A 24,465-nucleotide genomic window follows, 5' to 3' on the forward strand; every position below is an offset into this window, starting at 1 on the left:
AAAGCATCCACGCGGGGAAGGAGACCTGGAGCAAGACTTCGCACCGGCGTGAAACGCTCTGCGAGATCACCCCAGGCGAGCGGGAAAAAAAATGCCTTCCTCGTGGCGGGAAGGCATCTTGAGCGGAATATCGAAACGTTGTTGTTCGTGGGCCCCGGTACGGTCAAGGCACAACGAAGCTCACGACTTAATATTAGGATGGATCTGAGGTCTTGAGCGTCAAGGATTGTTAAATCGTGCATTGGTACTTCTGCCTAGGGCTAAGCAGCACCCTCCTCCAGCACCAGCAGGTTTTCATGCGAGAAGCCCAAGGCAACCGGCTGGCCGCGCTCGGGTAGAGGACGATTCGGATCGTTGAAAACATCCAGCGAAATCACCGCGTCCTTGACGCGCGTGCGGATGCGCACCACGGCGCCGAGAAAATTGACCTCTTCGACCGTCGCCGCCAGCGTGTTGCGTCCTGCCGCCGGAGCTTCGAGCACGATCGCTTCGGGGCGTAACGCCAGCAGACGCTGCTTGCCGGCGTCGTCCGGCGCGAGCCGCTGCGTGGTGACGAGCGGCTGGCCGTCGACGGCCATCTTGCCGCTTGCCGGGTCCACCACATGGCCCGACAGGATGTTCAAGGTTCCGACGAATGACGCCACGAAACGTGTGCGCGGATAGTTATAGATTTCGGACGAAGTGCCCACCTGTTCGACCCGGCCTTCATTCATCACGACAATGCGGTCGGAGATCGAGAGCGCCTCTTCCTGGTCGTGGGTGACGAAGATCGACGTGATGCCCAGTTCGCGCTGCAGTGCGCGGATATCCTGACGCAGCGAAATGCGGATTTTCGCGTCGAGCGCCGAGAGCGGCTCATCGAGCAGCAACACCTGCGGCTTGCCGGCCAGCGCGCGAGCCAGCGCCACGCGTTGCTGTTGACCGCCAGACAATTGCCACGGATACCGTTCGCCGATATCCGGCAGCTTGATGAGCTCCAGCATTTCGCCAACCCGCGCGCGAATCTCCTGCTGCGGCCGGTGCGCCACGCGCAGACCAAAGCCGATGTTGTCGGCCACGGTCATGTTCGGAAACAGCGCATACGACTGAAACACCATGCCCACCTTGCGCTGACGCGTACGCAGATGCGTGACGTCGCGTCCGTCGAGGCGGATCGTGCCGCGGGTCGGCGCTTCGAAACCGGCGATCATGCGCAGCACGGTGGTCTTGCCGCAACCAGATGGGCCCAGAAACGTGATGAATTCGCCGCGCTCGATCTTCATGTCGAAGTGATGCAGCGCGGTGTTTGCCCCGAACGTCTTGTGCAGGTTTTCGATCTCGAGAAATGCCATGATTCGACGCCTCAATTCATCAGGGTTTTTGTCCGGCCAACCCGCGCGCGGACACGCGGGCTGAATGACGCGCTGAGCCGAATACCTGAATCAATCCCATTGATGCCCACGTGACGGCAAACGCGATGATCGCCAGCGCCGAGGGCTCATACGCGCGATTCGCGCCGATCAGTTGCAGATACGGCCCGAACGCCGGTCGGTCGAGCAGGCTCGCAATGGTGAACTCGCCGATCACCACGGCGAAGGTGAGAAACGCGCCGGAGAGAATGCCCGAGCGGATGTTCGGAAAGATCACCTTGAACAGGATGGTCGGCCAGTTCGCGCCGAGACATTCGGCCGCTTCGGTCAGCGAGCGAATATCAACGGCGGCGAGACCCGCGTCGACTGCGCGATACATGAACGGCAGCGACAACGTGACGTAGCCGAATATCAGCAACAGGTCGGTCGCGCGCTCGTTGCCGGTGAGCGGCAAAATCGAGCTGCTGTTATAGATGCGCAGGTAGCCGAACACGATCACGATTGCCGGGATCACCAGCGGCAGCAGCGTAATGAACTCGACAACGGGTCGCAGTTTCGGCAAGCGCAGACGGACCCAGTAGGCGGTCGGTACCACCAGCAACATGCCGACCACGATCGTCAGCAGCGCCATCAGCACCGAATAGCCAAACGACGCCTGAAAACGCGGGTCCGTGAGCACGACGCGATAGGCGTCGAAGCTGTACGAATCGCGTCGCATGCGCAGACTGAACTCGAACGTGGCGATCAGCGGAATCAGGAAATACAGCGCGCCCACGATCATCGCGGTCCACGCGCCCACGCGCGACTGTCGATTCATCGACGCCCCCTTTCCGCGCGCGAACGCAGCCAGATGTAGCCGCCGTTCGATAGCCCCGTCACGAGAATCATGCCGAGCGCGAGCGCGTAACCGAGGTTCTGGTTGTGCATGACATCACCGCGGATTTGCGCATACAGCAGGATCGTCACGATGTTCAGCGAACTGCCGGTCAGCGCATAAGCCGTCGCAACCGCGCCAAAGGAATTCGCAAACAGCAGCAAGGTCGCGCCCAGCACGCTGGGCCACAACACCGGCAACGCCACGTAACGCCAATACTGAAACGCCGTGCCGCCGAGACAATCGCATGCTTCGCGCCACTCGCGCTTCAGACCGTCCAGCGCGGGCGTGACGATCAGCACCATCAACGGAATCTGGAAGTACAGATACGTCACCGTCAAGCCGCTAAAACTGAGAATGCTGAAGCCCGTGGAGTACAGATTGAGGCCCACGTACTTGCGCAGCAGCACCGTCACGAGGCCGACGCGGCCAAGCGTGCAGATGAAGGCAAACGCGAGCGGCACGCCGGCAAAGTTCGACGCAACGCCGGAAAACGTCATCAGCGTAGGACGAATCCAGGCCGGCAGTTGTCCCTGCACCGCCGCCCAGGCCAGCAGCGAACCGAGCACAGCACCGCCAAGCGCGGACGCCGCGCTCACCTTGAAGCTGATCCAGTAGGCGTCGAGCACGCCCGGCTGAAACAGATCACGGAAATTCGCAAAGGTGAAGTGCCCTTGCGCATCCTGGAACGCGCCCACAATCAGAAAGCCGGTGGGCAGGATCAGAAACAGCAGCGCAAACACGAAGAACGGCGCGACGCCGAGCCACGTCAGCCAGTCAGACGAACGGCGTGGCCCGGAAACCTGCGGCACCGGCGGAGGCAGCGCTTCCGGCGATGCCGAGCCGGCATCCGATGAAGCGCTCATGGTTCACACTCGCAGCGGGCAAGCGCGCTCATTTCACGTTCGCGCCGACCACCTCGTCCCAATGCTTCGTGATGGCGTCCTTGGAGGCGTCCTGTTGAGGCAGCGTCGGGAACACCGCGTTCTTGTAGGCCGTCGCCGGCGGCAACTTGTCCAGCAGCGCCTGCGGCACCTTCTTCGCGGCAACCAGCTGGTTATAGCGGATCGGATGACAGTAGCCCGTCAGCCAGCCAATCTGGCCTTCGTCGGAGTACAGGTATTCCATCCACAGCTTCGCGGCATTCGGATGCGGTGCGTAGGCGCTGATTGCCTGCACATAGACGCCCGCCACCACACCCGTCTTCGGCACCACGACCTGCACTTTCGGATTGCCCTTGAGCGTGTCGCGATCGGCCAGCGCGTTGTAGTCCCAACGTACGATGATCGGCGTCGTGCCCTGCGCGAGCGATGCCGCCTTGCCGATCACCGGGACGAAATTGCCGTCCTTGTTCAGTTGGGCGAAATACTTCAGACCGGCGTCCGATGCCTTGTCCGCGTTGCCCTTGGTGCCGGACAAGCCAGCCGCGTAGACGGCCTGGATGGCCTGGTTGGCCGAGCGCGGATCGCCCGCCAGCGACACGGCGTTCTTGTAGTCTGACTTGAGCAGATCAGGCCAGTCGGCGGGGACCTTGTCGATCATGTCCGCGTTGACCTCGAACGACAGCACGCCGTAGTAATCGCCATACCAATAGCCGTCGGCGTCTTTCGCGGAATCGGGGATGTCCTTCCACGTCGACACCTTGTACGGCTGCAGCAGACCATCCGCCTTCGCGCTCGGGCCGAACGACAGGCCCACGTCGATCACGTCCGGCGCCTGCGGGCCCTTATTGCCTTTGTTGGCCTTGATGGCCTCCACTTCGTCACCCGAGCCGGCATCCGGATTCAGTTCGTTGACCTTGATGCCGTACTTCTTCTCGAACGCGGGAATCATCGCGCCGTAGCCACACCAGTCGTGCGGCAGCGCGATCACGGTAAGCTGGCCTTCCTGCTTCGCGGCAGCGACGAGCGCATCGGGAGGCGCAGCGAAGGCGCTGCTGGCGCCGCCTGTTGCGACGCCAGCAGCAACACCGGTGACCGCTGACATCGAGAGAACACGGCTTAACCACGTGCGGTTCATAGTATTTTCCATCCTCTGCCTCTGCCGAAAATTGATACGTTAGGAATGCTTCGTTCGATCTTTGTTTGGGGCTACGCGGACAGCATGTCGTGCGTGAGGATATCAATGCGGTCGGTGCAGATCATGTCAACGCCCCATTGATCAAGCACGCGCGCACGCGCGGTATCGTTCACCGTATAGGCGAGGACTCGAAAGCCGGCATCATGAATCTCGGCAACCCGCTCCGCTGTCAGATGCTGGTGATCCGCATGCACTGACACGCAATCCAGCTCTCGCACGATACGCAGCCAATCATCAGGCAACGCTTCGAACAGCATGCCGCGTGGCAGCGTCGGCACGGCGTCGCGTGCGGCGGCGAGCGCTTCCTGTGAGAAGGAGGACAGCAATGGCGGCGGTTGCAGTGACGTTTGCGTATTGGTTTGCCACAGCGCCAGCGCGCCTTGCGCGACGAGCGTGCCCGTCACCGCATCGCGTCCAGGACAAGGTTTGATCTCGATGTTGGCGGCGATGCCATCGCGCGCACAACGCGCGGCCGCATCCGCCAGTGTAGGCAAGCGTTGACCGGCAAACGCGGCGCCGTACCATGAACCTGCGTCGAGTTGCACCAGCGCTTGCCAGCTCTGCTGGGCGGCTGCACCGTGTCCGTTAGTGGTGCGATCGAGGGTGTCGTCGTGCAGCAGGAAGAGATGATCGTCCGCCGAGAGCTTGGCGTCGAATTCGACCATCCGGTAGCCATAACGCAGACAGGCATCGAAGCCGGCCAGCGTGTTTTCCGGGGCGAGCGTGCCGCCGCAACGGTGCGCAACCAGCCGCGGATAGGGCCAGTTCGTCGCTAAAGAACGATCAATCGCAGTTCCCACGTCTGTGCACCTTCGAAATAGCCCGGAGCCGGCCACTCTACCCTATGGGTTGGCGTCCTGATCTCTCGCGCGTCGTTGGCTGATAGGGGTCGACAATCCAATCTGCGAAGGCTAAATTTAAATACCCAAATTTGCAAGGGACCAAAAAAATACAACACGGCACGGGTAAAGTAGCGCCTATGACATCGCTTCGACACACAACTGTGTCACTGATGACATAGGCGTACGCGCCGCCTGGAACGACTCATTCGCAAGGGAAATACGCATGTGGCAGGAAGACCGTCATCAGAGAATTCGCGCGCTGCTTTCGACGCTGCACCGGGTGTCGACCGAACGGATCATGACGGATCTCGGCGTCTCGCGCGAAACCGTACGGCGCGACCTGCTCGACCTGGAAGCGCTGGGTGAATTGCGGCGCGTGCATGGCGGCGCCATCAAGCCAGCGGATGAAGCGCCGATCGCCGAGCGCGCACACACACGCGTCAAGTCGAAGACAGCGATTGCCAAGGCCGCGACGGGGATGGTTGCCAGCGGCCAGACGTTGTTCATCGACGCCGGCACTACCACCTCGGCGCTCGCCGACGAACTGGCGAAGCTCGCCAATCTCACCGTGGTCACCAATTCGATCGACGTCGCGCTGAAAATGCGCAGCGCGGGCGAACAGCAGGCGGTCGCACTCAATGAAGTCATCCTGCTAGGTGGTTCGATCAGCGATCGCGTCATGGCCACCGGCGGCAGCACCACGATTCTGGATATCCACCGCTATCGCGCGGACGTCGCGCTGCTTTCGCCGGTGGGCATCGACCACCGGCACGGCGCGACCAACTACGATCATGCGGAAACGGAGGTGGCGCGAGCGATGGTCGCCAACGCGGACCGTGTGGTGATCCTCGCGGACTACAGCAAGATTGGTCAGCGCAGCCGCATTTCGTATTGCCCCGTGGATCAGATCGACGTCCTGATCACCAACAAAAAGGCGGCCGAAGCCGCCGATTTTGCTGCGCTGAAGAAAAAGCTGGGACAGGTCGTTCTGGCTTGAGCGTGCTGGGTTCCACGTTTGATTGCGCGCCTTGCGAACGGCCTCTTTCGTGTATTGCCGCGCGGGCGATCAATTTCAAACGCGTCCCTTCCACGGCACGAGGCGACGCTCGAGCGCGCGCATGCCCAGATCGAAAATCCACGCAATCAAACCGATCAGGACGATGCCCATCACCACCACGTCCGTGCGCAAAAAGCTCGACGCATTGAGCACCATCTGACCGAGCCCCGCCGTGGCCGCCACCATCTCCGCTGCAACGAGCGTGGTCCAGCCAAAGCCAATCGCAATCCGCAAGCCGGTGAGGATTTCCGGCAACGCGGCGGGCAACACCACAAATCGCACGATCTGCGCAAAGCTTCCGCCTAGCGAATACGCTGCATGAATCTGCTCGACGGTCGCGCTGCGGGCTCCCGCACGTGCGGCCATTGCGATCGGCGCGAAGCACGCCAGATAGATCACGATGATCTTGGCAGTTTCGTCGATGCCAAACCAGATCACCACCAGCGGCAGGTAGGCGAGCGGCGGCAATGGTCGGTAGAACTCGAGCGGCGGATCCAGCAGGCCGCGCGCGACGCGGCTCACGCCCATCAGGATGCCAATGGGGACCGCCGTCACCGTGGCCAGCGCGAACGCGCCGAAGACGCGCACCGCACTCCACAGCAGATGCTGCGATAGCGGCAGGCCGCCCTGGATGCGGCCGTGACAGGCGTCGATAAACGCGGCCCACACCGCTTCGGGCGTTGGCAGAAACAGTGGGGGTATCCAGTGCAGATGGGTGGCAAGCCACCACAGCGCGCCCAGCACGGCCACGGAGATTACGCTCAATGCGGCCGTGGGCCCTTCGCCGGGCATGCGCCAGGCTCGCACGGCCGGGCGCGTCTTCGGTGAGGATGCGCGGGTTTCGGCCGGCGGTGGGAGTACGGCTTCGGATGCAGCGTCGGACTGGATCAGCGACGGCTTGCTCAAGGAGTCTCGCGAAGCCGTCATGACAGCGCCCCGGCTGACGTCCGTTGATGCAGGCGACGCACGAGCTTCTCGCGCCACTCGATGAAATCGGGCGCCGACTTCACCGCACGCGCATCGCGCGTCTGCAGGAAACGTCGCGCAAACGGCAGATCGTAGCTCTCGGCAATACGCCCCGGTCCCGGCGTCATCACGACGAGCCGGGTCGCGAGAAACAGCGCTTCCTCGACACTGTGCGTGATGAAGAACACTGTCTTGCGCGTGCGTCCCCAAACGTCCAGCACCAGTTCCTGCATGGATTCGCGCGTCATGGCGTCAAGTGCACCCATAGGCTCGTCCATCAGCAGCATCTGCGGGTCGCTCGCGAGCGCACGCGCAATGCCCACACGTTGCTGCATCCCACCGGAGAGCGCGTAGACCCGCGCATGAGCATGCTGCTCCAAACCGACCAGAGCAAGCATCTGACGCGCGACACGCTCGCGCTCCGCCTTGGGCACGCGCTGAAAGCGCAAGCCGAGCGCGACGTTATCGAGCACGTCGAGCCATGGCAGCAGCGCGTATTTCTGGAACACCACGCCGCGATCCGCGCCGGGGCCCGTGATGCGTTCGCCATTCAGCAGGATGTCACCGCCGGTTGGCTGAATGAAGCCGGCAATGCAGTTGAGCAAGGTCGTCTTGCCGCAGCCCGATGCGCCCAGCGCCACCACGAACTCACCGGATTCGACGCGCAGATCGACATCGGCCAGCGCGACAGTCGGCGCAGCGCCGCGTGCGCCTTCATAAGCGACGTGCAGCCGCCGGATTTCCAGACCACTCATGTGAATGCCCGTTGCTCAGGAACAGCGAACTGCGCGCGGAATGCCGTCGGGTAAGGACGTGTCCGCGCGCCGACGCTGCCCATCATACTAGTGTGTTGCCTGCTGAACGAAACGCGCATCGATACCCGCCGAATAGTCGGGCAGCACGTTCTGGATCGTGCCCTGCGTCTTCAGGAAGGCAGCTGTCGCCGCGAGGGACCTGGCCGCGCCCGATTGCGCGCCACCGCCCAGCCACACATTCGACGCCTGCTGGGTCGGCGACGGGAACGCGTACAGCGCGAGGCTTGCCGGCACGTCCTGCGCGTTGGCGCCGGACTCTTTCGCGACTGCCGCGACCTGCGCCGAACCGGCGTTCCACGCGGACGTGTGCTCGCGATAATTGGCGTCACTGGCCGCCAGCACCTTCACGAAGCGCGCGACGAACTCGGGATTCTCCTGCGCGAACTTGCGGTCCACCACGAAGCCATCGAAGGTCGCCTTGCCCGTCTCCTGCGCGACCTGTCCCGACGTAATCAACACCTTGCCGTTCTTCTTCACCTTGGCGAGAACGGGGTCCCAGATGTAGGTGGCGTCGATATCGCCACGGTCCCAGGCTGCCGCCACTTCCTGCGGACGCAGATTGACGATCTTCACGTCCGACGGATTCACGCCGGCATTCTGCAGCGCGACCAGCGTATGGAAGTGCGAGGTGGAAACAAACGGTACGCCAATCTTCTTGCCCTTCAGGCCCGCGACGCTCGTGACGCCGGAACCATCACGCGCGACCAGTGCTTCCGCATCGTTGATGTTGTCCAGAATCCAGAACAGCGAGATATCCACGCCTTGCGACAGACCCGCCGCGATGGGGCTCGATCCTGCTTCGCCGAGTTGCACCGAGCCGGATGCCAGCGCGCGCACCACTTCCGCGCCGCTGGCCAGTTGTCGATAGGTGACCTTGTAGCCGGTTTCTTTCTCGACTTCGCCGGTCGCCTGCGCGTAACGCCACGGCAACACCATGTCCTGATACGCGATCACGACTTCTTTGGTGTCGGCACGTGCGGTGGTGGCCAGCGGCGCGGACAACGCGAGCAGCGCGGCGGATGTGGCGAACGCGGCGGCGAGCGGTGTAAGGAATCGTTTCATCGAAGCCCCGTACTGATGAGGTGTTTTGGAGGATTTCTGACTATAGGGCGTTTGTGGACGGCCGGTTCCAATCAATTTTCGATTACAAATCACGCTGTTTCGGCATTGCTTTGCACGTTGGGTTGGATGCATGGCTGGAATCCTGGAGCGCGGACAGTTGCCTCGCATGCGCTAGATCGCCGAAGGGTAGATGAAATTCGCACAGACGTGTGGCCCGCGCAAGCTGGCCGTTCGGTGAATTGACTGTCAGGGATGGTCGCCCGGATCATGAGCACGCCTTTCATTTTGCATCCGGGTTCATGACTGATTTGTTAGCTTACCTAAGCTGGTTGTTGGCCAATATCGGTGTGCCGATTCTGGCGCCGGTTGCGCTTTTGCCGATGCTGCGCTTTTCACTGGCGTACCGCGAGATTGCAGCGGATGCGCTGAAGGCCGCAGTGTGCCATGGGCAATTGTTCTGGACGGTCATCGCCATGTGCGCGGGCGCCTGCTATGAACTGGCGTGCGCGATGGACAGACCGGGCGTGACGGGCGGCCATGTGCTCATCTGGATGGGCTTGATCTGGCATGGGGGATTCATCGTTGCGTCGTCCGTGATCGTCGTGCTCGGTACCGCAGATGCGCAAGCTTACGGACACGCCGCCGCCAAGAGCTTCACAGGAAAACGAATGACTCGTGCCTCGCTATTTTGCACAGTCGTGATTTCAATCAGCTTCGCGGCATCTCATTATTTCACGCGCCAATAAATATCTTTAACAAGCTAAAATTACTACCTCTTACGGGAGAATCAAGATATGCCTAATCTTATCGACTATGTTCTAGAGAACCCGGAGCGCCGGGATCGGATCGTGAATTACATGATCGGCTTCATGACAGTAACAGGCTTTCTCTGGGTGGCTGCCGTCATTTACTTCGTCAACAACAAATAGTGCACCTCATATCGGCGCCACGACCTCGCATCAAGTCGCCACATTTCGCGCACCCCAAAAAAAAGCCCGCACATGTGCGGGCTTTCCATCAAACGCCTTAAGACAGGCAACCACTCAAACCACGCCGGCCCCATGTGCCTGCAGGTCCGCGTGATAGCTCGAACGCACCATTGCGCCAACGGCTGCGTGCGTGAAGCCCATCTTGTACGCTTCTTCCTCGTACATCTTGAACGTGTCCGGATGAACGTACGAGCGCACCGGCAGGTGATGCTCCGAAGGCTGCAGATACTGGCCGATCGTCAGCATGTCCACGTCGTGCTCGCGCAGATCGCGCATCACCTGAAGAATCTCTTCTTCCGTCTCGCCCAGCCCGACCATCAGGCCTGACTTGGTCGCGACATCCGGATGCAGCGCCTTGAAATCCTTCAACAGCTTGAGCGAGTGCGCGTAGTCCGAACCCGGACGCGCTTCCTTGTACAGACGCGGTACCGTTTCGAGGTTGTGGTTCATCACATCGGGCGGTGCGGCATTCAGAATGCCAAGGGCGCGATCCAGACGGCCACGGAAATCCGGCGTCAGGATTTCGATGCGCGTTTCCGGCGACAACTCGCGCGTCTGCCGGATGCATTCCACGAAGTGCGCCGCGCCGCCGTCACGCAGGTCGTCGCGATCCACGCTGGTAATCACCACGTATTTGAGCTTCAGCGCTGCAATGGTGCGAGCCAGATTGCCCGGCTCGTCCGCATCCAGCGGATCGGGACGACCGTGACCGACGTCGCAGAACGGGCAGCGGCGCGTGCACTTGTCACCCATGATCATGAAGGTGGCCGTGCCTTTGCCGAAGCATTCGCCAATGTTCGGGCAGCTCGCTTCTTCGCACACCGTATGCAGGTTGTGCTCGCGCAGAATCTGCTTGATCTCGTAGAAACGCGAATTGCCGGTGGCCGCTTTCACGCGAATCCAGTCCGGCTTCTTCAGTTTTTCGATCGGGACGATCTTGATCGGAATGCGCGCGGTCTTGGCCTGCGCCTTTTGTTTCGCGGTGGCGTCGTATGCAGCAGGTGTGGCTGCAGCGTCAGGGGCGGCAGCGCCGGCGAGGTTCGCGGTAACGTCAGTCATTCGTTCGATCCAGTCAGGCGGTGACGGCACCGGCCTGTGGTTGGGCGACGGCCGCGGATGTGCCGTCGATATTTGCGGTGAGGCGTGCAACAAAGGTCCGGGCCACGTGGTCCCAGCTCGCGGTGACGCCGAGCGTCGCCATGTCGATGGTTTCAAGCCCCGCGTAGCCACATGGATTGATGGCCAGAAACGGCCGCAGGTCCATGTTCACGTTCAGGCTGACGCCGTGATAGCTACAGCCGTTGCGGATTTTCAGACCCAGCGCGCCAATCTTGGCACCGGCATGCGGCCCCACATCCGGACCCGGCGCGAGGTAGATGCCAGGGGCGCCTGCCTTGCGTTCTCCGGCCAGATTATACGCCGCGAGCGTTTCGATCACGGCCTGCTCGATTCGCGTCACCAGCTCACGCACCATCAGCTTGCGGCGCCGCAGGTCGAGCAGCAGATAGGCCACCACCTGTCCTGGACCGTGATAGGTGATCTGACCGCCACGGTCGACCTTGACCAGCGGAATGCCACTGTCGGCAGCCAGCAAATGCGCCGGATCGCCCGCCTGGCCAAGCGTGAAGACAGGCGGATGCTCGACCAGCCAGATCTCGTCGGGCGTGTCGGCCGTGCGGGCGTCGGTGAACGCGCGCATGGCCGGGAAGCTGGTTTCGTAGAGTTCGACGCCGCGCCAGCGCACCATCAGCGGGATATCCGATGCGGTGGAGGCTGCGGGTGACGACTCGCCAACGCTGCCCTCGCTCAGACCAAGGGGAGCCTCGGACGAGACGGGCTCAGCGGGACTCGTCGTCGCAGCGGACGTTAGAGGGGACGCCAACGGGGACACTAAAGGGGAGGAAACCGACGTGGCACACATGATGCCGTCAGTTTACCGAAATCCACGGTTTCCCGCCGGACGCCTCTCGCACGACGCACCCCGCAATCTCTTAAACGGTCCGCCAGCCGTCCCGCGAACGCAGTCCCAGCCGGTCGCTGACCCGTGCCAGCCAGTCGAACACGCGCACATCCGCGCGCGGCGCAACCGCAAACGCCACCCGCGCCCGCCCGCCGCCTTCCACGCTGAGCCAGAGCCGCTCGCCGCGCCGCAAGCGCAGCGTGTGGCCCGGTTGCAGCCAGTAGTCTTCCGTATCGTCGCTGCGCGTGACCCACACCGCGCCGCCGCTCACTGCCAGCCGGATGCTGCGCGAGACCTTCATCGGCACAGTCTCGCCAGCGTTGATTTCGAAGGTGATACTAGAGGAAATTTCTCGCATGATGCCCTCGTCAAAGGTTGTTTCGTGACTACAATCCTAGGCGTGACAAGGGCTCGATCAAAACGATCAATTTTCACCTCCTTGTGAGAAAAATTGCGATGGATCTTCGACAACTCCCCGCTCTCAACGCCATCAAGGCATTTGAGGCAGCCGCCCGGCATGAGAGCTTTTCACGCGCCGCGGACGAACTCTTCGTCACGCACGGGGCGGTCAGTCATCAGATCCGCGCGCTGGAAGCCGAACTGGGCGTGACCCTGTTCGCGCGCGACGGCAAGCGCGTGCGCCTCACCGAAGTAGGCCGCCGCTACGCCGCGCAGGTACGCAGCGCGCTCGTGGCGCTTGTCGACGCCACTCGCGAGGTGCGCGCGGGCGATCGCGAGCGGCGCCTGGTGGTGTCGATGCAGTCGTCGTTCGCCGCGCGCTGGGTGACGCCGCGCATCGGCGGCTTTATCGAAGCCCATCCGCAGTGGGATCTGGAACTGCTGTCCACCAACACCCTCACCGATTTCGCCCGCGACGACGTGGACGCAGCGATCCGCTTCGGCTTCGGCAAATACTCCGGGCTGCATGCGGAACTGCTGCTCGAGGAGATCTTTTTCCCCGCCTGCGCGCCGCATTTCAACGGCGGTGATTTGCCGAAAGTGCCGGAGGATCTCGCCAAACTGCCGCTGCTGCGCTCGGATGACGAACTGTGGCGCCCCTGGTTCGATGCCGCCGGCCTCACCGACTGGCCCGAACCGAAGCGCGGCGTGCTGTTTCAGGATTCGTCGAATCTGTTGCAGGCGGCGATCGACGGTCAGGGCATCGCGCTCACGCGCCGCTCTCTCGCACTGCACGAAGTGGCGGCGGGGCGCCTCGTCAGGCTATTCGATGTGGACAGCCCGAGCCCGTGGCAGTACTACTTCGTGTGCCCGCCGCACATGATGCAGACCGAACGGGTACGCGCCTTCAGGGATTGGGTTTTCGGGGAGGTGGGCCGCTTCAGGCAGCAATTCGATCAGGCATGCGCGGCAGGGCCGCAGCCCGCGGCGAACGCGTTGCACGTCGCGCCGTAATCTTCGAGGCAGGAAGCGCGCAATACCCGCGCGCCTTCCGTATCGCTCAAAGGACGACTTTCACCATCGGATGCCCGGTCAGGGCCCGGTAGATGTCGTCCAGATGCGCGCGGCTGGTGGCGCGCACCGTCACCGTCAGGCCGGTGTAATTGCCGCCGCTCGACGGCCGCGTCTCGACGCGCGTGGCGTCCACCGCAGGGTCGAACTGCTTGACCACCGTCACGATGGTGTCGGCGAACTCGGGATGAGCCTTGCCCATCACCTTGATCGGGAAATCACACGGGAATTCGAACAGGGAATCGGTATCGGGTTGCATCTTTCACTCCATGACGGCTCTCGCGCACCGGCAGCAACTGCCGCCGCAAGAGCCGTCGTCATGCCATCACGCTGTGCTTACTTCTTCTTGTTGAACATGAGCATCAGCGAATCCCACACACGACCCACGATACCCGCCTGCGGCACCTTCTGCAGCGCGACGATCGGGAATTGCGCGAGGGTCTTGCCATCGGCAACCAGCTTGACGGTGCCAACCTGCTGACCATCGGCGATCGGTGCGATCAGCGGGTCGATATGCTCGACCTGCGGCTTCACCTTGTCGCCCATACCCTTCGGTACGGTGATGTATTGATCCGACTTCACGCCGATCTTCACCGTATCTTCCGCACCCTTGTAGACGCGCGGCGTCTCGACCACCTGGCCGGCCTTGTAGAGACGCACCGTGTCGTACGCGCTGTAGCCGTAGTTCAGCATTTTCAGGCTGTCTTCGACGCGGTCGTGCTCCTTCACCTCACCCATCATCACCGACACCAGACGGCGTGACGCATCCGGCGCGCCCGGCAGCGGACGCTTCGCGCTCGCGATCAGGCAATAGCCAGCCGCTTGCGTGTGACCGGTCTTCAGGCCGTCCACGGTCGGATCGATCCACAGCAGACGGTTGCGGTTCGGCTGCTTGATCTTGTTGTAGGTGAAATCCTTGACCGAGAAAATGTTGTAGTAGTCAGGGAAATCGCGAATCAGACGTGCCGACAAAATAGCCAGGTCGCCTGCGCTCGTGTAGTGCTGCGCATCGGGCATGCCGTTGACGTCGGCGAAATGCGTATGGGTCATGCCGAGGCGCTGCGCCTCGGTGTTCATCATCGTGACGAAATTCGACTCGCTGCCGCCCACCAGTTCCGCCAGCGCGATAGCCGCGTCGTTGCCGGACTGGATGATCATGCCGTACACGAGGTCATGCACCGACACCGGCTTGTTCGCTTCGATGAACATGCGCGATTCGTCGTTCTTCACGCGGCGCACGGCCTCGCTCGGATTGACGATCTGGTCCATCGTGATCTTCTTGGTCTGCAACGCCTCGAACACCAGATACGCGGTCATCAGCTTGGTCAGCGACGCCGGTTCGACCCGCTCGTCGGCATTACCCGAGGCGAGCACCTGGTTGCTGGTTGCGTCGACCAGCACCCACGAGCGCGCATTCACTGCGGGCGGTGGCACCTGCGCGAACGCGGTGCTCGCGACGAGCGACGCGGGCAGCACCACACCGAGTGTGACGGCGCGGCTGATCGAAGTGGGAACGAAAGACGAGAGAGACGAAAAGCCGGAGGTGGAAAAACGCATAGGATCGATTCGGGCAGAAATATGCATCGCGCGCCTCAAGGCGCGCAGTTTGGAAGAGCCGGTCGGCGAGCGCTGGCCGCATATAAAGCAACGCGGCGCCCGTTGGACTTCCGGCCACGCGATCGGTTCGCGCAGCGCCTGCACCCGGCGCTGCCGCGCAACGACGACGCAACCAGCCGGATGGGCAACGCTACGCCCAAAAAATTGCGCCCATTATACGCGCGCCGGAGAGCCAACTTTGCGCATGGCGGGTAGATTAATTTTCATTTGACGCGTACCTGTACCCCGGAAAACTCGCGCGGGCATATGCAGTGGTCAACCGTCAGCGCCAGGCGTCCACGATGATGCGCTTCAGAATGTGCAGTTTTCGATGCAAAAAATGCTCGGCGCCGGGGATCACCACGACCGGTAATTCCTGCGGCCTCGCCCAGTCGTACACCGACTGGATCGGCACCGTGTCATCGGTTTCCCCGTGAATCACGAGTGTATTTTCCGGCACAGGCGCGACTTCCCAGCGGCTCGCAGCCGTGCCCACGAACACGATCCGTTCGATGGCCTGCCCTTCTTCGACGAGCCGCGCCGCCACGTGCGACAGCACGAAGGTGCCAAACGAGAAACCCGCCAGCACGAGGGGCAGATCAGCCTGGCCGGGCTGTGCGCGCATGTAATCGAGCACGGCGCGCAGGTCGTCGCGCTCGCCGATACCCGCATCGTGTTCACCTTGCGTTTGCCCCACGCCGCGAAAATTCGAGCGGTATGTCGTGTAATTCAACTGCACGAGCGTGCGAGCCAGCGTCTGCGCGACCTTGTTATCCATCGAGCCGCCGAACAGCGGATGAGGATGCGCAACCAGCGCGATACCGCGCGGCGCGGTGCCGTTATCGCGCGTCTCATCGGGCAGGTCGAGGGCGACTTCGATCTTGCCAACCGGTCCGTCGATCAGAAACTGTTGGGTATGGACGTTCATGCCAGCCCTTACCGATCGATCTTCAACCGTTCCACTACCTTGCCGTTTGCAAGGTGGGACTCGACGATCTCATCAATGTCGCTCGCGTCGACGTAGGTGTACCAGGTGCCTTCCGGATAGACCACCACCGCCGGCCCCTCTTCGCAGCGGTCCAGACAGCCCGCCTTGTTGATGCGCACCTGGCCCGGGCCCGCAAGCCCGAGTTGCTTCACGCGTTTTTTTGCATGCTCCTGCATGGCTTGCGCGTTGCAGTTCGCGCAGCTTGGGCGCTCAGAGCCGGGATCGCGCTGATTGAGACAGAAGAAGACGTGGTACTTGTAGAAAGAGTCCATGATGTCCGGGGCGAGCCTGTAGAAGTGAGGCCGGGTGAAATGGCGAATGCCCGGCAGCACGCGAGCCGTGCTGCTGGCCTGATACGTGATGGCACGGTGATGGTACGCAAGCGCGCCGGGCAATGATGAGTCAATTATAACGAGCGGGGCGTTCGGCCGTTCCCCGGCCCCACGCGCGGTTCAGACTGCGGTTCGTCGTATGCTGCACGCCGCGTGCCACCGTCTCACGATAGCCTGCGCCGGCGCCGCAACCATGCGCGCTCGACCGAGAACGCGAGCCACACCAGTGCTGCATACGGCCACATCCACGCAAGCCAGCGCGCCAGTCCGTTGAGATGCAGATAGCGCCCCTGGCGCCATCCCGCGAGGACGACATCGAAATACGGAGTGACCGGCAGCAGGTTGACCAGCACCAGCGCCACGACGAGCGCGACAGCGGCGAGCGCCGCCCGCCACGCGCGCGGCAACTTCAACGCCAGCAACACGGCGACCGTACCGCAGACGAGGCCGCTCAATCCGCCCGGTGTCGCCCAGTCGAAAGTGAGGCCCGCGACCGACTGCAAAAAGGTCGCGGCGATCTTGATGAACACCGTCAGCACGATCCATAGCAACAGCAGTCGCACGCGCGGCGTACGCAGGCGCATCGCCAGCGAGGCGAGCGCGCCGGCGGCGAACAGATCGAGCGTGGTGATCAGCGTCTCCCAGGCGTCGCTATAGAGGCACGCGGCGAGTCGCGCAGACCACGTCTCGACGTGCGCCGCGGCGGGCAGCCAGGCAAGCAGCGCGTCCTGCATGACCGGATCGGCATGCAGCCACAACGCGCGCGGCCAGTCGCCGACACCGAACAGGCGCGGCGTGGGATACATCGTCGCGAACGGCCACAGCGCAGCAAGGCAGAGCAGCGCCGCGCTATCGCGCTCGAACCAGAGCATGCGCAAGCGCCGCAGGAAGCCGCGATCGAGCAACGCGTCGGTGGCAGGCGCCATCATCGCGGCACCGAGCAGCGCGCCGATTGCGTTGGCGGCGAGATCGAGGTTGGAAGCGACGCGCGTCGGCAGATAGGTCTGCACCGCTTCCATCGTGCCGGACAGCAGCACGCCCAGCAGGAACGCCAGCGCGATAGCCCATGCGCCGCGCCAGCGTGGATAGGCGGCCAGCACGACGAGCGCGCCGAACGGCATATAACCGAGCACATTGGTGACGACGTCGAATGCCGTCAGATACTGCGGCATCGGATCGAACAGATACGCGAAGGGGCCGAGTCCGACCGAGCGCCAGCCCGAAAACGGATACCACGAGCCGTACACGATCAGCGCGGTATAGAGGACCAGCGCCTCGCGTGCGAGCACGGATGGACGGCGCTGCCACGGCTGGTCGCTCACGCGCTGCGCCCCGCTCTTCGGCGATGCGTGCGCGGCACGTCCGTCATTGCGCGGCGACGACGGCCTGCGAACCGAGCCAGGTGGCAATCTGCGCGACCAGGTCGTCGCTCGCCACCGCGAGCGCACGTGCGCCGCCGGCGGCATCCGCGGTATTGGCGGGCGCGCTGGCCGTGAAGGTTTGCTGGGCGAGCAGCTTGCCGTGATGCATCAAGGTAGCGCGCGCGCTGACCTGAGCGTGACTTTGCGTCTGACTGTCGAAGACCTGCTCGAACTCGCTGAGGTCCACCTTGAGCACGGGCGCGCTGATGCCGTCCGCGCCGGTCAACACCATGCCGCTTTGCGACAGCGTATTGCGCAGGCGCTGCGTGAGCAGTTCGGCCGGGGCCATCGTCCAGTGGCTGTTCGCGTATGACGCCATCTGCTGCGCATCGGCGTAGCTGAGCCGGTAGACCAGCTTGTCCGAGCCCAACGTCTGCGGCGCGGTCACTTCCAGCACCTTGACGGGCGGCATGTGCGCCGACGCAGCCGGCGCGGGCGGCGGCCCGAGATCGTAACGCGTGTCGGCCATCGGCTGCGGGCCCGCGCATGCCGCCAGCACGGTGCAGGTCGCGAGGAGCGCACAGGCGGCGCTGATGGAATGCCAACGGTTGAGGGTGCGTGCCATGACGATCATCCTTTCAGATCACTTTGCCGCATGGCCCGTGGGCCACGTGAAGCCGGGCTCACCGGGTCCGGGTGCAGCCGGCGGTGCGCCGAACAGCAGGCTATGCGGACTGGTGCCCAATACGTCCGCCGCGTGGTCCACGGAATGCACCGCGGAGCGCACGTCGTCCGTCAGCGAATTGACGCGCGGCAGCGTCTCGTAACCCACCCGCGACGAAAGTTCCTGCAAGGACGCGTTCATCGACGTAAGCGCGTCGCCCGCCTGTTGCGCGGCCGTGCCGACCTTGTTCAGGTTCATCTCGAACGGACCATTCGGCTTGTTCAGGCCCGTGATCAGCTGATTGGTCGAAGCGAGCGTGCGATCCAGCTGGTCGATCGTCTGCGGCAGCTTGCCCGCAGCGGGCTCCATCTGTTTGGTGAGGGTGGTGACGCCATCCGCGGCATGCTGCAGGCTCGCCGCCGTTTGCAGCAACTGCTCGCGCATTTCAGGCGAAAGCACGTCGTTCACGTCATCCGTGATGCGCTCCAGCTTGCGCAGCAGGATATCGCCGCGTTGCTGCAACTGGTCGAGCAGGCCCGGCCGCATCGGCAAGGTGGCCACCTGTTTTACCGACGACACCAGCGGCGTCATATCGCGCCCGGTATCGTCGAGCTGGATGAAAGCAATGCCCGTGACGCCCTGGAAGCCGAGGCTGCCGAAGGTGGAGTGCGTGATGGGCGCGTGCTGGTCCACCAGAATGCGAATCAGGATTTGCCCCGGATGGTCACGGTCGAATTTGATGGACTGCACCTTGCCGACGTCCAGACCGCGATAACGCACGGCGGCATCCGTGTAGAGCCCGGTCACGTTGGTGCGGGCGATCAGGTCGTAGGGCACGCGCACCGAGCGATCGACATTGAACAGGAATGCCGCCGCCGCGATCGCCACCGCCAGCACCACTGTGAAGAGCCCAGCCCAGAACGCGTGCGATTTGTTTTCCATTGTCAGCTTCCCTTTTTCACAGCGGCAATTCGGACGACGCGGGTTCGAGCGCCGCGGCCGGCAGCTTCCTGCGGCGCTCCGGCGGCAGCGCCTGCAATGCGCGGCGTCCGCGCAGGCCGAGGAAATATTCGCGGATGAACGGATGATCGACGCCCGCCGCTTCCTCCACCGGCGCGGCCACCAGCACCCGCCGGTCGGCCAGCACCGCGACCCGCGTCGACAGCGCGACCATCGTGTCGAGATCGTGCGTCACCATCACGACAGTCAGACCCAGCGCGCGATGCAGCGTGCTCACCAGTTCGACGAACTCGTCCGAGGCCTGCGGATCGAGACCGGCGGTCGGCTCATCGAGAAACAGCAGTTCCGGTTCGAGCGCGATGGCGCGCGCAATGCCGACGCGCTTGATCATGCCGCCCGACAGCGCCGACGGCATCTTCGACGCGTGTTTGCACGGTAACCCGACCATCTCGAGCTTTAGCATCACGATGTCGCGTAGCAGGTCGGCGGGAATCTTGCCGAGTTCGCGCAACGGTTGCGCGACGTTGTCGAACACCGACAGCGAGGAAAACAGCGCGCCGCGCTGGAACAGCATCCCGGAGCGGCTGCGCATCAGCAGCGCGGTTTCCGGGGAGATCTTCGACATGTCTTCGCCGAACAGCTTGATGGTGCCCGACGACGGGCTTTCGAGCCCGAGGATCTGCCGCACCAGCGTGGTCTTGCCAGAGCCGGAGCCGCCGACGATCGAGACGATCTCGCCGCGCCGCACGTCGAAATTGAGATGCTGGTGGACGATGTTGCGGCCGTAGCGCTTGGTCAGATCGCGCACCTCGATCACCGGTTCGGCGATCGTCGGCATGGGCTGGCCGCGTACGGATTCGGTGAGCGGCGCGGTCATGACAGCCCCACGTTCTGGAACAGGATCGCGAAGACCGCGTCGGCAAGGATCACTACCGTGATCGAGGTCACCACCGAGGTAGTGGTGCCTTCACCCAGGCTCTGCGAATTGGCCTTGATGCGAAAGCCAAAATGGCAGCCGACAATGCCGATCAGCATGCCGAACGCCACGCCCTTGCCGAGACCGATCCACAGGTTCGCGACCGGCACCACGCTCGGCAGCGCCCGCGCGAAATAGCTCATGTCGATGCCGAGCACGATCTTCGCGGCGAGCGCGCCGCCGGTTAGTGCCACGATGTTGGTCCACATCACGAGCAAGGGCATGGCGAGGCCGAGCGCGAGCACGCGCGGCAGGATCAGCCGCAAGCCGTGCGGAATGCCCATCACGCGCATGGCATCGAGTTCCTCGGTGACGCGCATCACGCCGATCTGCGCGGTGATTGCGGAGCCGGAACGGCCGGCCACCAGAATCGCCGAGAGTACTGGACCGAGTTCGCGGATCACCGACAAGCCGAGAATGTTGACGATGTACTGGTTCGCGCCGAAGAGCCGCAACTGCTGCGCGGACAGATAGCTGAGCACGATGCCGATCAGGAACGCCACCAGCGCGATGATGGGCAGCGCCTTCGCGCCGGCGTTATAGACGTTCGCCGAGATTTCGGTCCACGGCGTGATCTTCGGGTTGCGCGCAATCGCCACGAGGTCGAGCACCACGCGGCCGAACATGGCCACACCGCCGTAGAGATGCTCGAAGAAGGAGAAGATGCCGAGACCGAGGCGCGTGAACAGGTCGAGCCGCACGACCGCCTCGGGTGCTTCACGGGCGGTGTCGAGCAGGGCGATGCGCTCGAAGATGTCGCGCTGCGTCGCGTTCAGTTCGACCACCTGGGTTGGCAGCTTGTGCCCCCAGACGCGCCATAGCGCCTGGCCGCCGACGTGGTCCATCCGTTCGACTCGCGACAGGTCCCAGTGCAGGCCCTCTGCCCCGATCAGCGCCCGCAGGCGGGGCACCACCTTGCCGGTGGCACGGTCGCGCGCGAGCGCAAGCGCCGTCCACTGCCCGGAGAGCCGGACGATCTTGCCTTGGCTGCCTGCCGCGACTTCGAGGCCGGGCGGAGTGTCGTAGTTCAAGGATCGCGGGAATCGGTTGTCGGATCAGGGGCCATTGTAGCGAACGCGGCGCGAACTCAGTGCAGTGGTGTGCCTGGTGCGTCGCCGTTACTTGTCGTGGTTCTACTGATGTTTGCTGTGCCGGCTTCTGGTTGCATGCGGCTGCCTTGCGTGCGGCGTTGCGTGCGGCCGTGCATACTGCTGGCGGCGACGGCCCCCAGGCTCCGGTTGCGTGTCGTGTGTGTCGGACCCATGCAAGGGGGTGGCTGTCGCTACAATATGCAGCATGAACGTTTCCAACTCCGCTCCCCCCGCATCTCCCGTGCCTCGTCCCGATTCGTCGGACGCGAAGGGCGACTGGCGTATCGACCGCGAACGCGCCGTGGCGCTGTTCGGTCCGCACGCGCATGACTGGCCCATTGAAATCGTCGAAGAAACCGGCTCCACCAACGCCGACCTGATGGCGCGCGTGAAGGCGCTGCCGCGTAAGTCGACGGCCCTGCCGCGCCCCATCGTCCGCGTGGCCTATCTCCAAACCGCCGGCCGTGGCCGGCGCGGGCGCACCTGGTACGCCGAGCCGGGCAATGCCTTGCTGTTTTCGGTGGCCTGCGTGCTGCCGCGTCCGCTCGAAGAACTGGCTGGTCTGAGCCTCGCCGTGGGCGTGGCGCTGGTCGACGGCCTGCGCTCGCTGCCCGTTGCCGGACCTGGCCAGATCGCGCTCAAGTGGCCCAACGACGTCCTGCTGGAAGGCGACAAGCTGGCCGGCATTCTGATCGAAACGGCCTGGAGCACGGAGTATGCGAGCGCGGTGGTCATCGGCATTGGCACCAACGTCAAGGGCGCCGACGAACTGGCTGCCAAGGTCGGCGCGCTGAATGCCGAGGTGCCGGCCCAGGCGCGCGGCACGACGCCCACGGCCCTGTCGCGGGCGTTGCCCACCGCCAATCTGACCGACACGCTGGCTGCCGAACTGAACGCGCTCGACGCCGTCCTCAAGCGTTTCGGCGCCGAAGGCTTCGAACCGTTCCAGCCGCGCTGGAACGCCTGCCATGCCTACGCGGGCCGTGAAGTGGTGCTGCTCGAGCAAGGCGTGGAACAGGCGCGTGGCATCGCGGCGGGCGTGGATGAACGCGGGCAATTGCTGCTGGATACGCCCACAGGGCGGCAGGTGATCGCCACCGGCGACGTATCCCTGCGTCTGGCGGACGGTGGCGCATGAGAGCCCACGCATGAGCGGCACGCCATTTCTGCTGATCGACGCGGGCAATAGCCGCGTCAAATGGGCGCTGGTGCAGGACGATGGCACGCAAAGCCACGCCGGCGTGTTCGATCATGGCGGCACGGATGAGGTGACGGTGGCGGGATCGTCAGTGGCCCGAAACACCACCCCTGACTGGTCCACACTGCCGCCCCCCGCCAGCGCATGGATTTCCAACGTAGCCGGCGAAGCGGTCGCACAGCGCCTCACGGCGCTGCTGGATGCGCACTGGCCCGACCTGCCACGCACGACGATTCGTGCCTGCGACACGCAATGCGGCGTGACGAACGGCTATACCACTCCATCGGCGCTCGGCAGCGACCGCTGGGCCGGACTGATCGGCGCGCACGCTGCGTTTCCTGGCGAGCCGCTGTTGATCGCGACCTTCGGTACCGCCACGACGCTCGAGGCATTGCGTGGCGATGGCCTGTTCGTCGGCGGTCTGATTGCGCCCGGCTGGACGCTGATGATGCGTTCGCTCGGTGAGCACACCGCGCAGTTACCCATCCTCGATGCCAGCTCCGCCCGCGGTCTGCTTACGCCAGCGGCCAGTACCGCTGCCACCAAGGGTCAGCCGCCCGCCGAGGGCACACCACACGGCCCATTCTTCGCCACCGACACGCGCCGCTCGCTGTCCGCCGGCTGCGCGCTGGCGCAAGCGGGGCTGATCGAACGGATGTGGGACGATCTGCAACAGACGTGGGGCGTGCCGGTACGGCTGGTGGTGAGCGGCGGCGCCGCGGCAGAAGTGACAGGCGCACTCAAAGTGCCGCATACTCGACACGATTCGCTCGTGCTGTCCGGCCTCGCGTTGATCGCCGCCGAGAGCATGCAGGCGCGCCGCGCCTGAGCATGATCACCCCTCACGCACGTAGCACCTTTTTGACGGAGACTTCGACGATGCTGCGCTGGCTAATCGCTCTTCTGGTTCTTGCCAACCTGCTCGCCTTCATTACGCTGACCGGCATGTTCGGACCGCTGCCCTACGCCGGTGTGCGCGAGCCCAGCCACCTGACCCGCCAGATTCAGCCGGATAGCCTGAAGGTGCAGGCGCTTTCGGCCGCGGAAGCTGCGGATCAACCCGTGGTGGGCGCGCCGGCACCGTCGCCGGCCATCGCGGCCTCGGCACTGCCGCAATAGAAAGAGATGCTCCGTGCGGCGGCGCCTCAGCCGTGCGCGCGGACCTTCTTGAGCAGCGCGGTCGTCGAGCGATCGTGTTCAAACGGAATGGCCAGCGCACGGCCACCCCACCCTCGCACCAACGCCGACTCCGGAAGCTTGTCCATGTCGTAGTCGCCGCCTTTGACGAGGACGTCGGGGCGCAATTCTCCGATCAGTTCGACCGGCGTCTGCTCCTCGAAACACACCACCCAATCGACGCTCTCCAGCGCGGCCAGCAGCGCCATGCGGTCCGCTTCGTTGTTGATGGGCCGGTCGTCGCCCTTGCCGAGCCGGCGCACCGAAGCATCGCTGTTGACCCCGACGATCAGACACGCGCCCAACGCCTTCGCGTCGGCAAGATACGTGACGTGACCGCGATGCAGGATGTCGAACACCCCATTGGTGAACACCACCGGCCCCTGCAACGAGGGACGCAGTTGGGCGAGAGCGTCGCGGGTGACGAGCTTGCGTTCGAATAGAGCGGCCATGAGCAGATAGAAGAGAAAAGGGAGAGACAGATAAAAAACCAACGGCCCGGCAAGCTTACGCCTGGCGGGCCGTCAGTCTAGATTGTGTTGGGTCTGCCGGCTGGATAGCGTGCTGGCGGAGGCGCTTATGGAACGCATCGTGAACGTTGGTTCAGCGCTCGTTCAACCACGCCTCGCCGCCAGGGCAACGACTGCCCACCGCAAGCGT

Annotated in this window: 27 protein-coding genes; 6 read left to right on the forward strand and 21 right to left on the reverse strand. The window is 63.6% G+C overall.

Annotated features, from left to right (window positions below):
• Positions 1-260: 260 nt before the first annotated feature.
• From D0B32_RS13395 to ugpQ, 5 genes are all read right to left on the reverse strand, one after another.
• The gene (locus D0B32_RS13395; protein ID WP_117334465.1) at positions 261-1,331 is read right to left on the reverse strand and encodes an ABC transporter ATP-binding protein; all 1,071 of its coding nucleotides are present in this window, start codon (positions 1,329-1,331) and stop codon (positions 261-263) included.
• Positions 1,332-1,350: 19 nt separating this feature from the next.
• On the reverse strand, positions 1,351-2,166 hold the full coding sequence (locus D0B32_RS13400) for an ABC transporter permease (RefSeq protein WP_117334466.1): 816 nt from the start codon (positions 2,164-2,166) through the stop codon (positions 1,351-1,353).
• Entirely contained in the window at positions 2,163-3,089 is a 927-nt protein-coding gene (locus tag D0B32_RS13405) for an ABC transporter permease subunit (RefSeq protein WP_117334467.1), read from the reverse strand. The genes D0B32_RS13400 and D0B32_RS13405 overlap by 4 nt, the downstream gene beginning before the upstream one ends.
• Before the next feature lie 28 nt (positions 3,090-3,117).
• Positions 3,118-4,242: an ABC transporter substrate-binding protein gene (locus D0B32_RS13410; RefSeq protein WP_117334468.1), complete on the reverse strand. Its 1,125-nt coding sequence runs from the start codon at positions 4,240-4,242 to the stop codon at positions 3,118-3,120.
• 71 nt (positions 4,243-4,313) lie between these two features.
• Positions 4,314-5,102 (reverse strand): glycerophosphodiester phosphodiesterase, encoded by a 789-nt coding sequence (gene ugpQ, locus D0B32_RS13415; RefSeq protein WP_117334469.1) that lies wholly within the window; start codon positions 5,100-5,102, stop codon positions 4,314-4,316.
• A 265-nt stretch (positions 5,103-5,367) separates the two neighbouring features.
• On the opposite strand from ugpQ, the gene D0B32_RS13420 reads away from it, so the two are divergent.
• Positions 5,368-6,141 carry a DeoR/GlpR family DNA-binding transcription regulator gene (locus D0B32_RS13420; protein ID WP_117334470.1) on the forward strand — a complete coding sequence of 258 codons (774 nt, stop codon included), beginning with the start codon at positions 5,368-5,370 and terminating at the stop codon, positions 6,139-6,141.
• Positions 6,142-6,216: 75 nt separating this feature from the next.
• Here the strand turns inward: D0B32_RS13420 and D0B32_RS13425 are convergent, their stop codons facing one another.
• The 3 genes from D0B32_RS13425 to tauA all read right to left on the reverse strand — a co-directional run bounded on the left by D0B32_RS13425 (position 6,217) and on the right by tauA (position 9,044).
• Positions 6,217-7,128 (reverse strand): ABC transporter permease subunit, encoded by a 912-nt coding sequence (locus D0B32_RS13425; RefSeq protein WP_117334471.1) that lies wholly within the window; start codon positions 7,126-7,128, stop codon positions 6,217-6,219.
• Positions 7,125-7,922, reverse strand: coding sequence for a taurine ABC transporter ATP-binding protein (locus tag D0B32_RS13430; RefSeq protein ID WP_117334472.1), 798 nt, complete (start codon positions 7,920-7,922; stop codon positions 7,125-7,127). Before D0B32_RS13430 ends, D0B32_RS13425 begins: the two co-directional genes overlap by 4 nt.
• An 87-nt stretch (positions 7,923-8,009) precedes the next feature.
• The gene (gene tauA, locus D0B32_RS13435) at positions 8,010-9,044 is read right to left on the reverse strand and encodes a taurine ABC transporter substrate-binding protein (RefSeq protein WP_117334473.1); all 1,035 of its coding nucleotides are present in this window, start codon (positions 9,042-9,044) and stop codon (positions 8,010-8,012) included.
• A gap of 209 nt (positions 9,045-9,253) precedes the next feature.
• Here tauA and D0B32_RS13440 point away from each other — a divergent pair, with 209 nt between their 5' ends.
• On the forward strand, positions 9,254-9,790 hold the full coding sequence (locus D0B32_RS13440; RefSeq protein ID WP_147329523.1) for a hypothetical protein: 537 nt from the start codon (positions 9,254-9,256) through the stop codon (positions 9,788-9,790).
• A 297-nt stretch (positions 9,791-10,087) separates the two neighbouring features.
• Here the strand turns inward: D0B32_RS13440 and lipA are convergent, their stop codons facing one another.
• From lipA to D0B32_RS13455, 3 genes are all read right to left on the reverse strand, one after another.
• On the reverse strand, positions 10,088-11,092 hold the full coding sequence (lipA, locus tag D0B32_RS13445) for a lipoyl synthase (RefSeq protein ID WP_117334475.1): 1,005 nt from the start codon (positions 11,090-11,092) through the stop codon (positions 10,088-10,090).
• Positions 11,093-11,105: 13 nt separating this feature from the next.
• Positions 11,106-11,843, reverse strand: coding sequence for a lipoyl(octanoyl) transferase LipB (gene lipB / locus D0B32_RS13450; protein WP_181969817.1), 738 nt, complete (start codon positions 11,841-11,843; stop codon positions 11,106-11,108).
• A 181-nt stretch (positions 11,844-12,024) separates the two neighbouring features.
• Positions 12,025-12,351 carry a DUF2917 domain-containing protein gene (locus D0B32_RS13455; RefSeq protein WP_117334477.1) on the reverse strand — a complete coding sequence of 109 codons (327 nt, stop codon included), beginning with the start codon at positions 12,349-12,351 and terminating at the stop codon, positions 12,025-12,027.
• Between the two features lie 98 nt (positions 12,352-12,449).
• Here D0B32_RS13455 and D0B32_RS13460 point away from each other — a divergent pair, with 98 nt between their 5' ends.
• Entirely contained in the window at positions 12,450-13,406 is a 957-nt protein-coding gene (locus D0B32_RS13460) for a transcriptional regulator GcvA (RefSeq protein WP_117334478.1), read from the forward strand.
• Between the two features lie 46 nt (positions 13,407-13,452).
• Here the strand turns inward: D0B32_RS13460 and D0B32_RS13465 are convergent, their stop codons facing one another.
• The 9 genes from D0B32_RS13465 to D0B32_RS13505 all read right to left on the reverse strand — a co-directional run bounded on the left by D0B32_RS13465 (position 13,453) and on the right by D0B32_RS13505 (position 21,371).
• Positions 13,453-13,722, reverse strand: a complete 270-nt coding sequence (locus D0B32_RS13465; protein ID WP_117334479.1) for a DUF493 family protein — start codon at positions 13,720-13,722, stop codon at positions 13,453-13,455.
• Positions 13,723-13,799: 77 nt separating this feature from the next.
• On the reverse strand, positions 13,800-15,020 hold the full coding sequence (locus D0B32_RS13470; RefSeq protein WP_117334843.1) for a D-alanyl-D-alanine carboxypeptidase family protein: 1,221 nt from the start codon (positions 15,018-15,020) through the stop codon (positions 13,800-13,802).
• 322 nt (positions 15,021-15,342) lie between these two features.
• The gene (locus tag D0B32_RS13475; RefSeq protein ID WP_117334480.1) at positions 15,343-15,987 is read right to left on the reverse strand and encodes an alpha/beta hydrolase; all 645 of its coding nucleotides are present in this window, start codon (positions 15,985-15,987) and stop codon (positions 15,343-15,345) included.
• Between the two features lie 8 nt (positions 15,988-15,995).
• Entirely contained in the window at positions 15,996-16,319 is a 324-nt protein-coding gene (locus D0B32_RS13480; protein ID WP_117334844.1) for a ferredoxin, read from the reverse strand.
• Positions 16,320-16,543: 224 nt separating this feature from the next.
• Positions 16,544-17,701, reverse strand: coding sequence for a VanZ family protein (locus D0B32_RS13485; RefSeq protein WP_117334845.1), 1,158 nt, complete (start codon positions 17,699-17,701; stop codon positions 16,544-16,546).
• 43 nt (positions 17,702-17,744) lie between these two features.
• Complete coding sequence (locus D0B32_RS13490; RefSeq protein ID WP_117334481.1) at positions 17,745-18,365, reverse strand: ABC-type transport auxiliary lipoprotein family protein; 621 nt, start codon at positions 18,363-18,365, stop codon at positions 17,745-17,747.
• Positions 18,366-18,383: 18 nt separating this feature from the next.
• On the reverse strand, positions 18,384-19,346 hold the full coding sequence (locus tag D0B32_RS13495) for an MlaD family protein (protein ID WP_117334482.1): 963 nt from the start codon (positions 19,344-19,346) through the stop codon (positions 18,384-18,386).
• A gap of 16 nt (positions 19,347-19,362) precedes the next feature.
• Entirely contained in the window at positions 19,363-20,241 is an 879-nt protein-coding gene (locus tag D0B32_RS13500) for an ABC transporter ATP-binding protein (RefSeq protein WP_117334483.1), read from the reverse strand.
• Positions 20,238-21,371 carry an ABC transporter permease gene (locus D0B32_RS13505; RefSeq protein ID WP_117334484.1) on the reverse strand — a complete coding sequence of 378 codons (1,134 nt, stop codon included), beginning with the start codon at positions 21,369-21,371 and terminating at the stop codon, positions 20,238-20,240. Before D0B32_RS13505 ends, D0B32_RS13500 begins: the two co-directional genes overlap by 4 nt.
• Before the next feature lie 265 nt (positions 21,372-21,636).
• On the opposite strand from D0B32_RS13505, the gene D0B32_RS13510 reads away from it, so the two are divergent.
• Genes D0B32_RS13510 through D0B32_RS13520 form a run of 3 tightly spaced genes read left to right on the forward strand, consistent with a single transcriptional unit; the run spans position 21,637 to position 23,748 of the window.
• Entirely contained in the window at positions 21,637-22,569 is a 933-nt protein-coding gene (locus D0B32_RS13510; protein ID WP_117334485.1) for a biotin--[acetyl-CoA-carboxylase] ligase, read from the forward strand.
• A 10-nt stretch (positions 22,570-22,579) separates the two neighbouring features.
• Positions 22,580-23,458 (forward strand): type III pantothenate kinase, encoded by an 879-nt coding sequence (locus D0B32_RS13515; RefSeq protein WP_117334486.1) that lies wholly within the window; start codon positions 22,580-22,582, stop codon positions 23,456-23,458.
• A 50-nt stretch (positions 23,459-23,508) separates the two neighbouring features.
• On the forward strand, positions 23,509-23,748 hold the full coding sequence (locus D0B32_RS13520; RefSeq protein WP_117334487.1) for a hypothetical protein: 240 nt from the start codon (positions 23,509-23,511) through the stop codon (positions 23,746-23,748).
• Between the two features lie 26 nt (positions 23,749-23,774).
• On the opposite strand, the gene rfaE2 is transcribed toward D0B32_RS13520, so the two are convergent.
• Positions 23,775-24,257, reverse strand: coding sequence for a D-glycero-beta-D-manno-heptose 1-phosphate adenylyltransferase (gene rfaE2 / locus D0B32_RS13525; protein WP_117334846.1), 483 nt, complete (start codon positions 24,255-24,257; stop codon positions 23,775-23,777).
• Positions 24,258-24,465 lie beyond the last annotated feature (208 nt).

The organism is Paraburkholderia sp. DHOC27 (assembly GCF_003429005.1).
Lineage (GTDB): Bacteria > Pseudomonadota > Gammaproteobacteria > Burkholderiales > Burkholderiaceae > Paraburkholderia.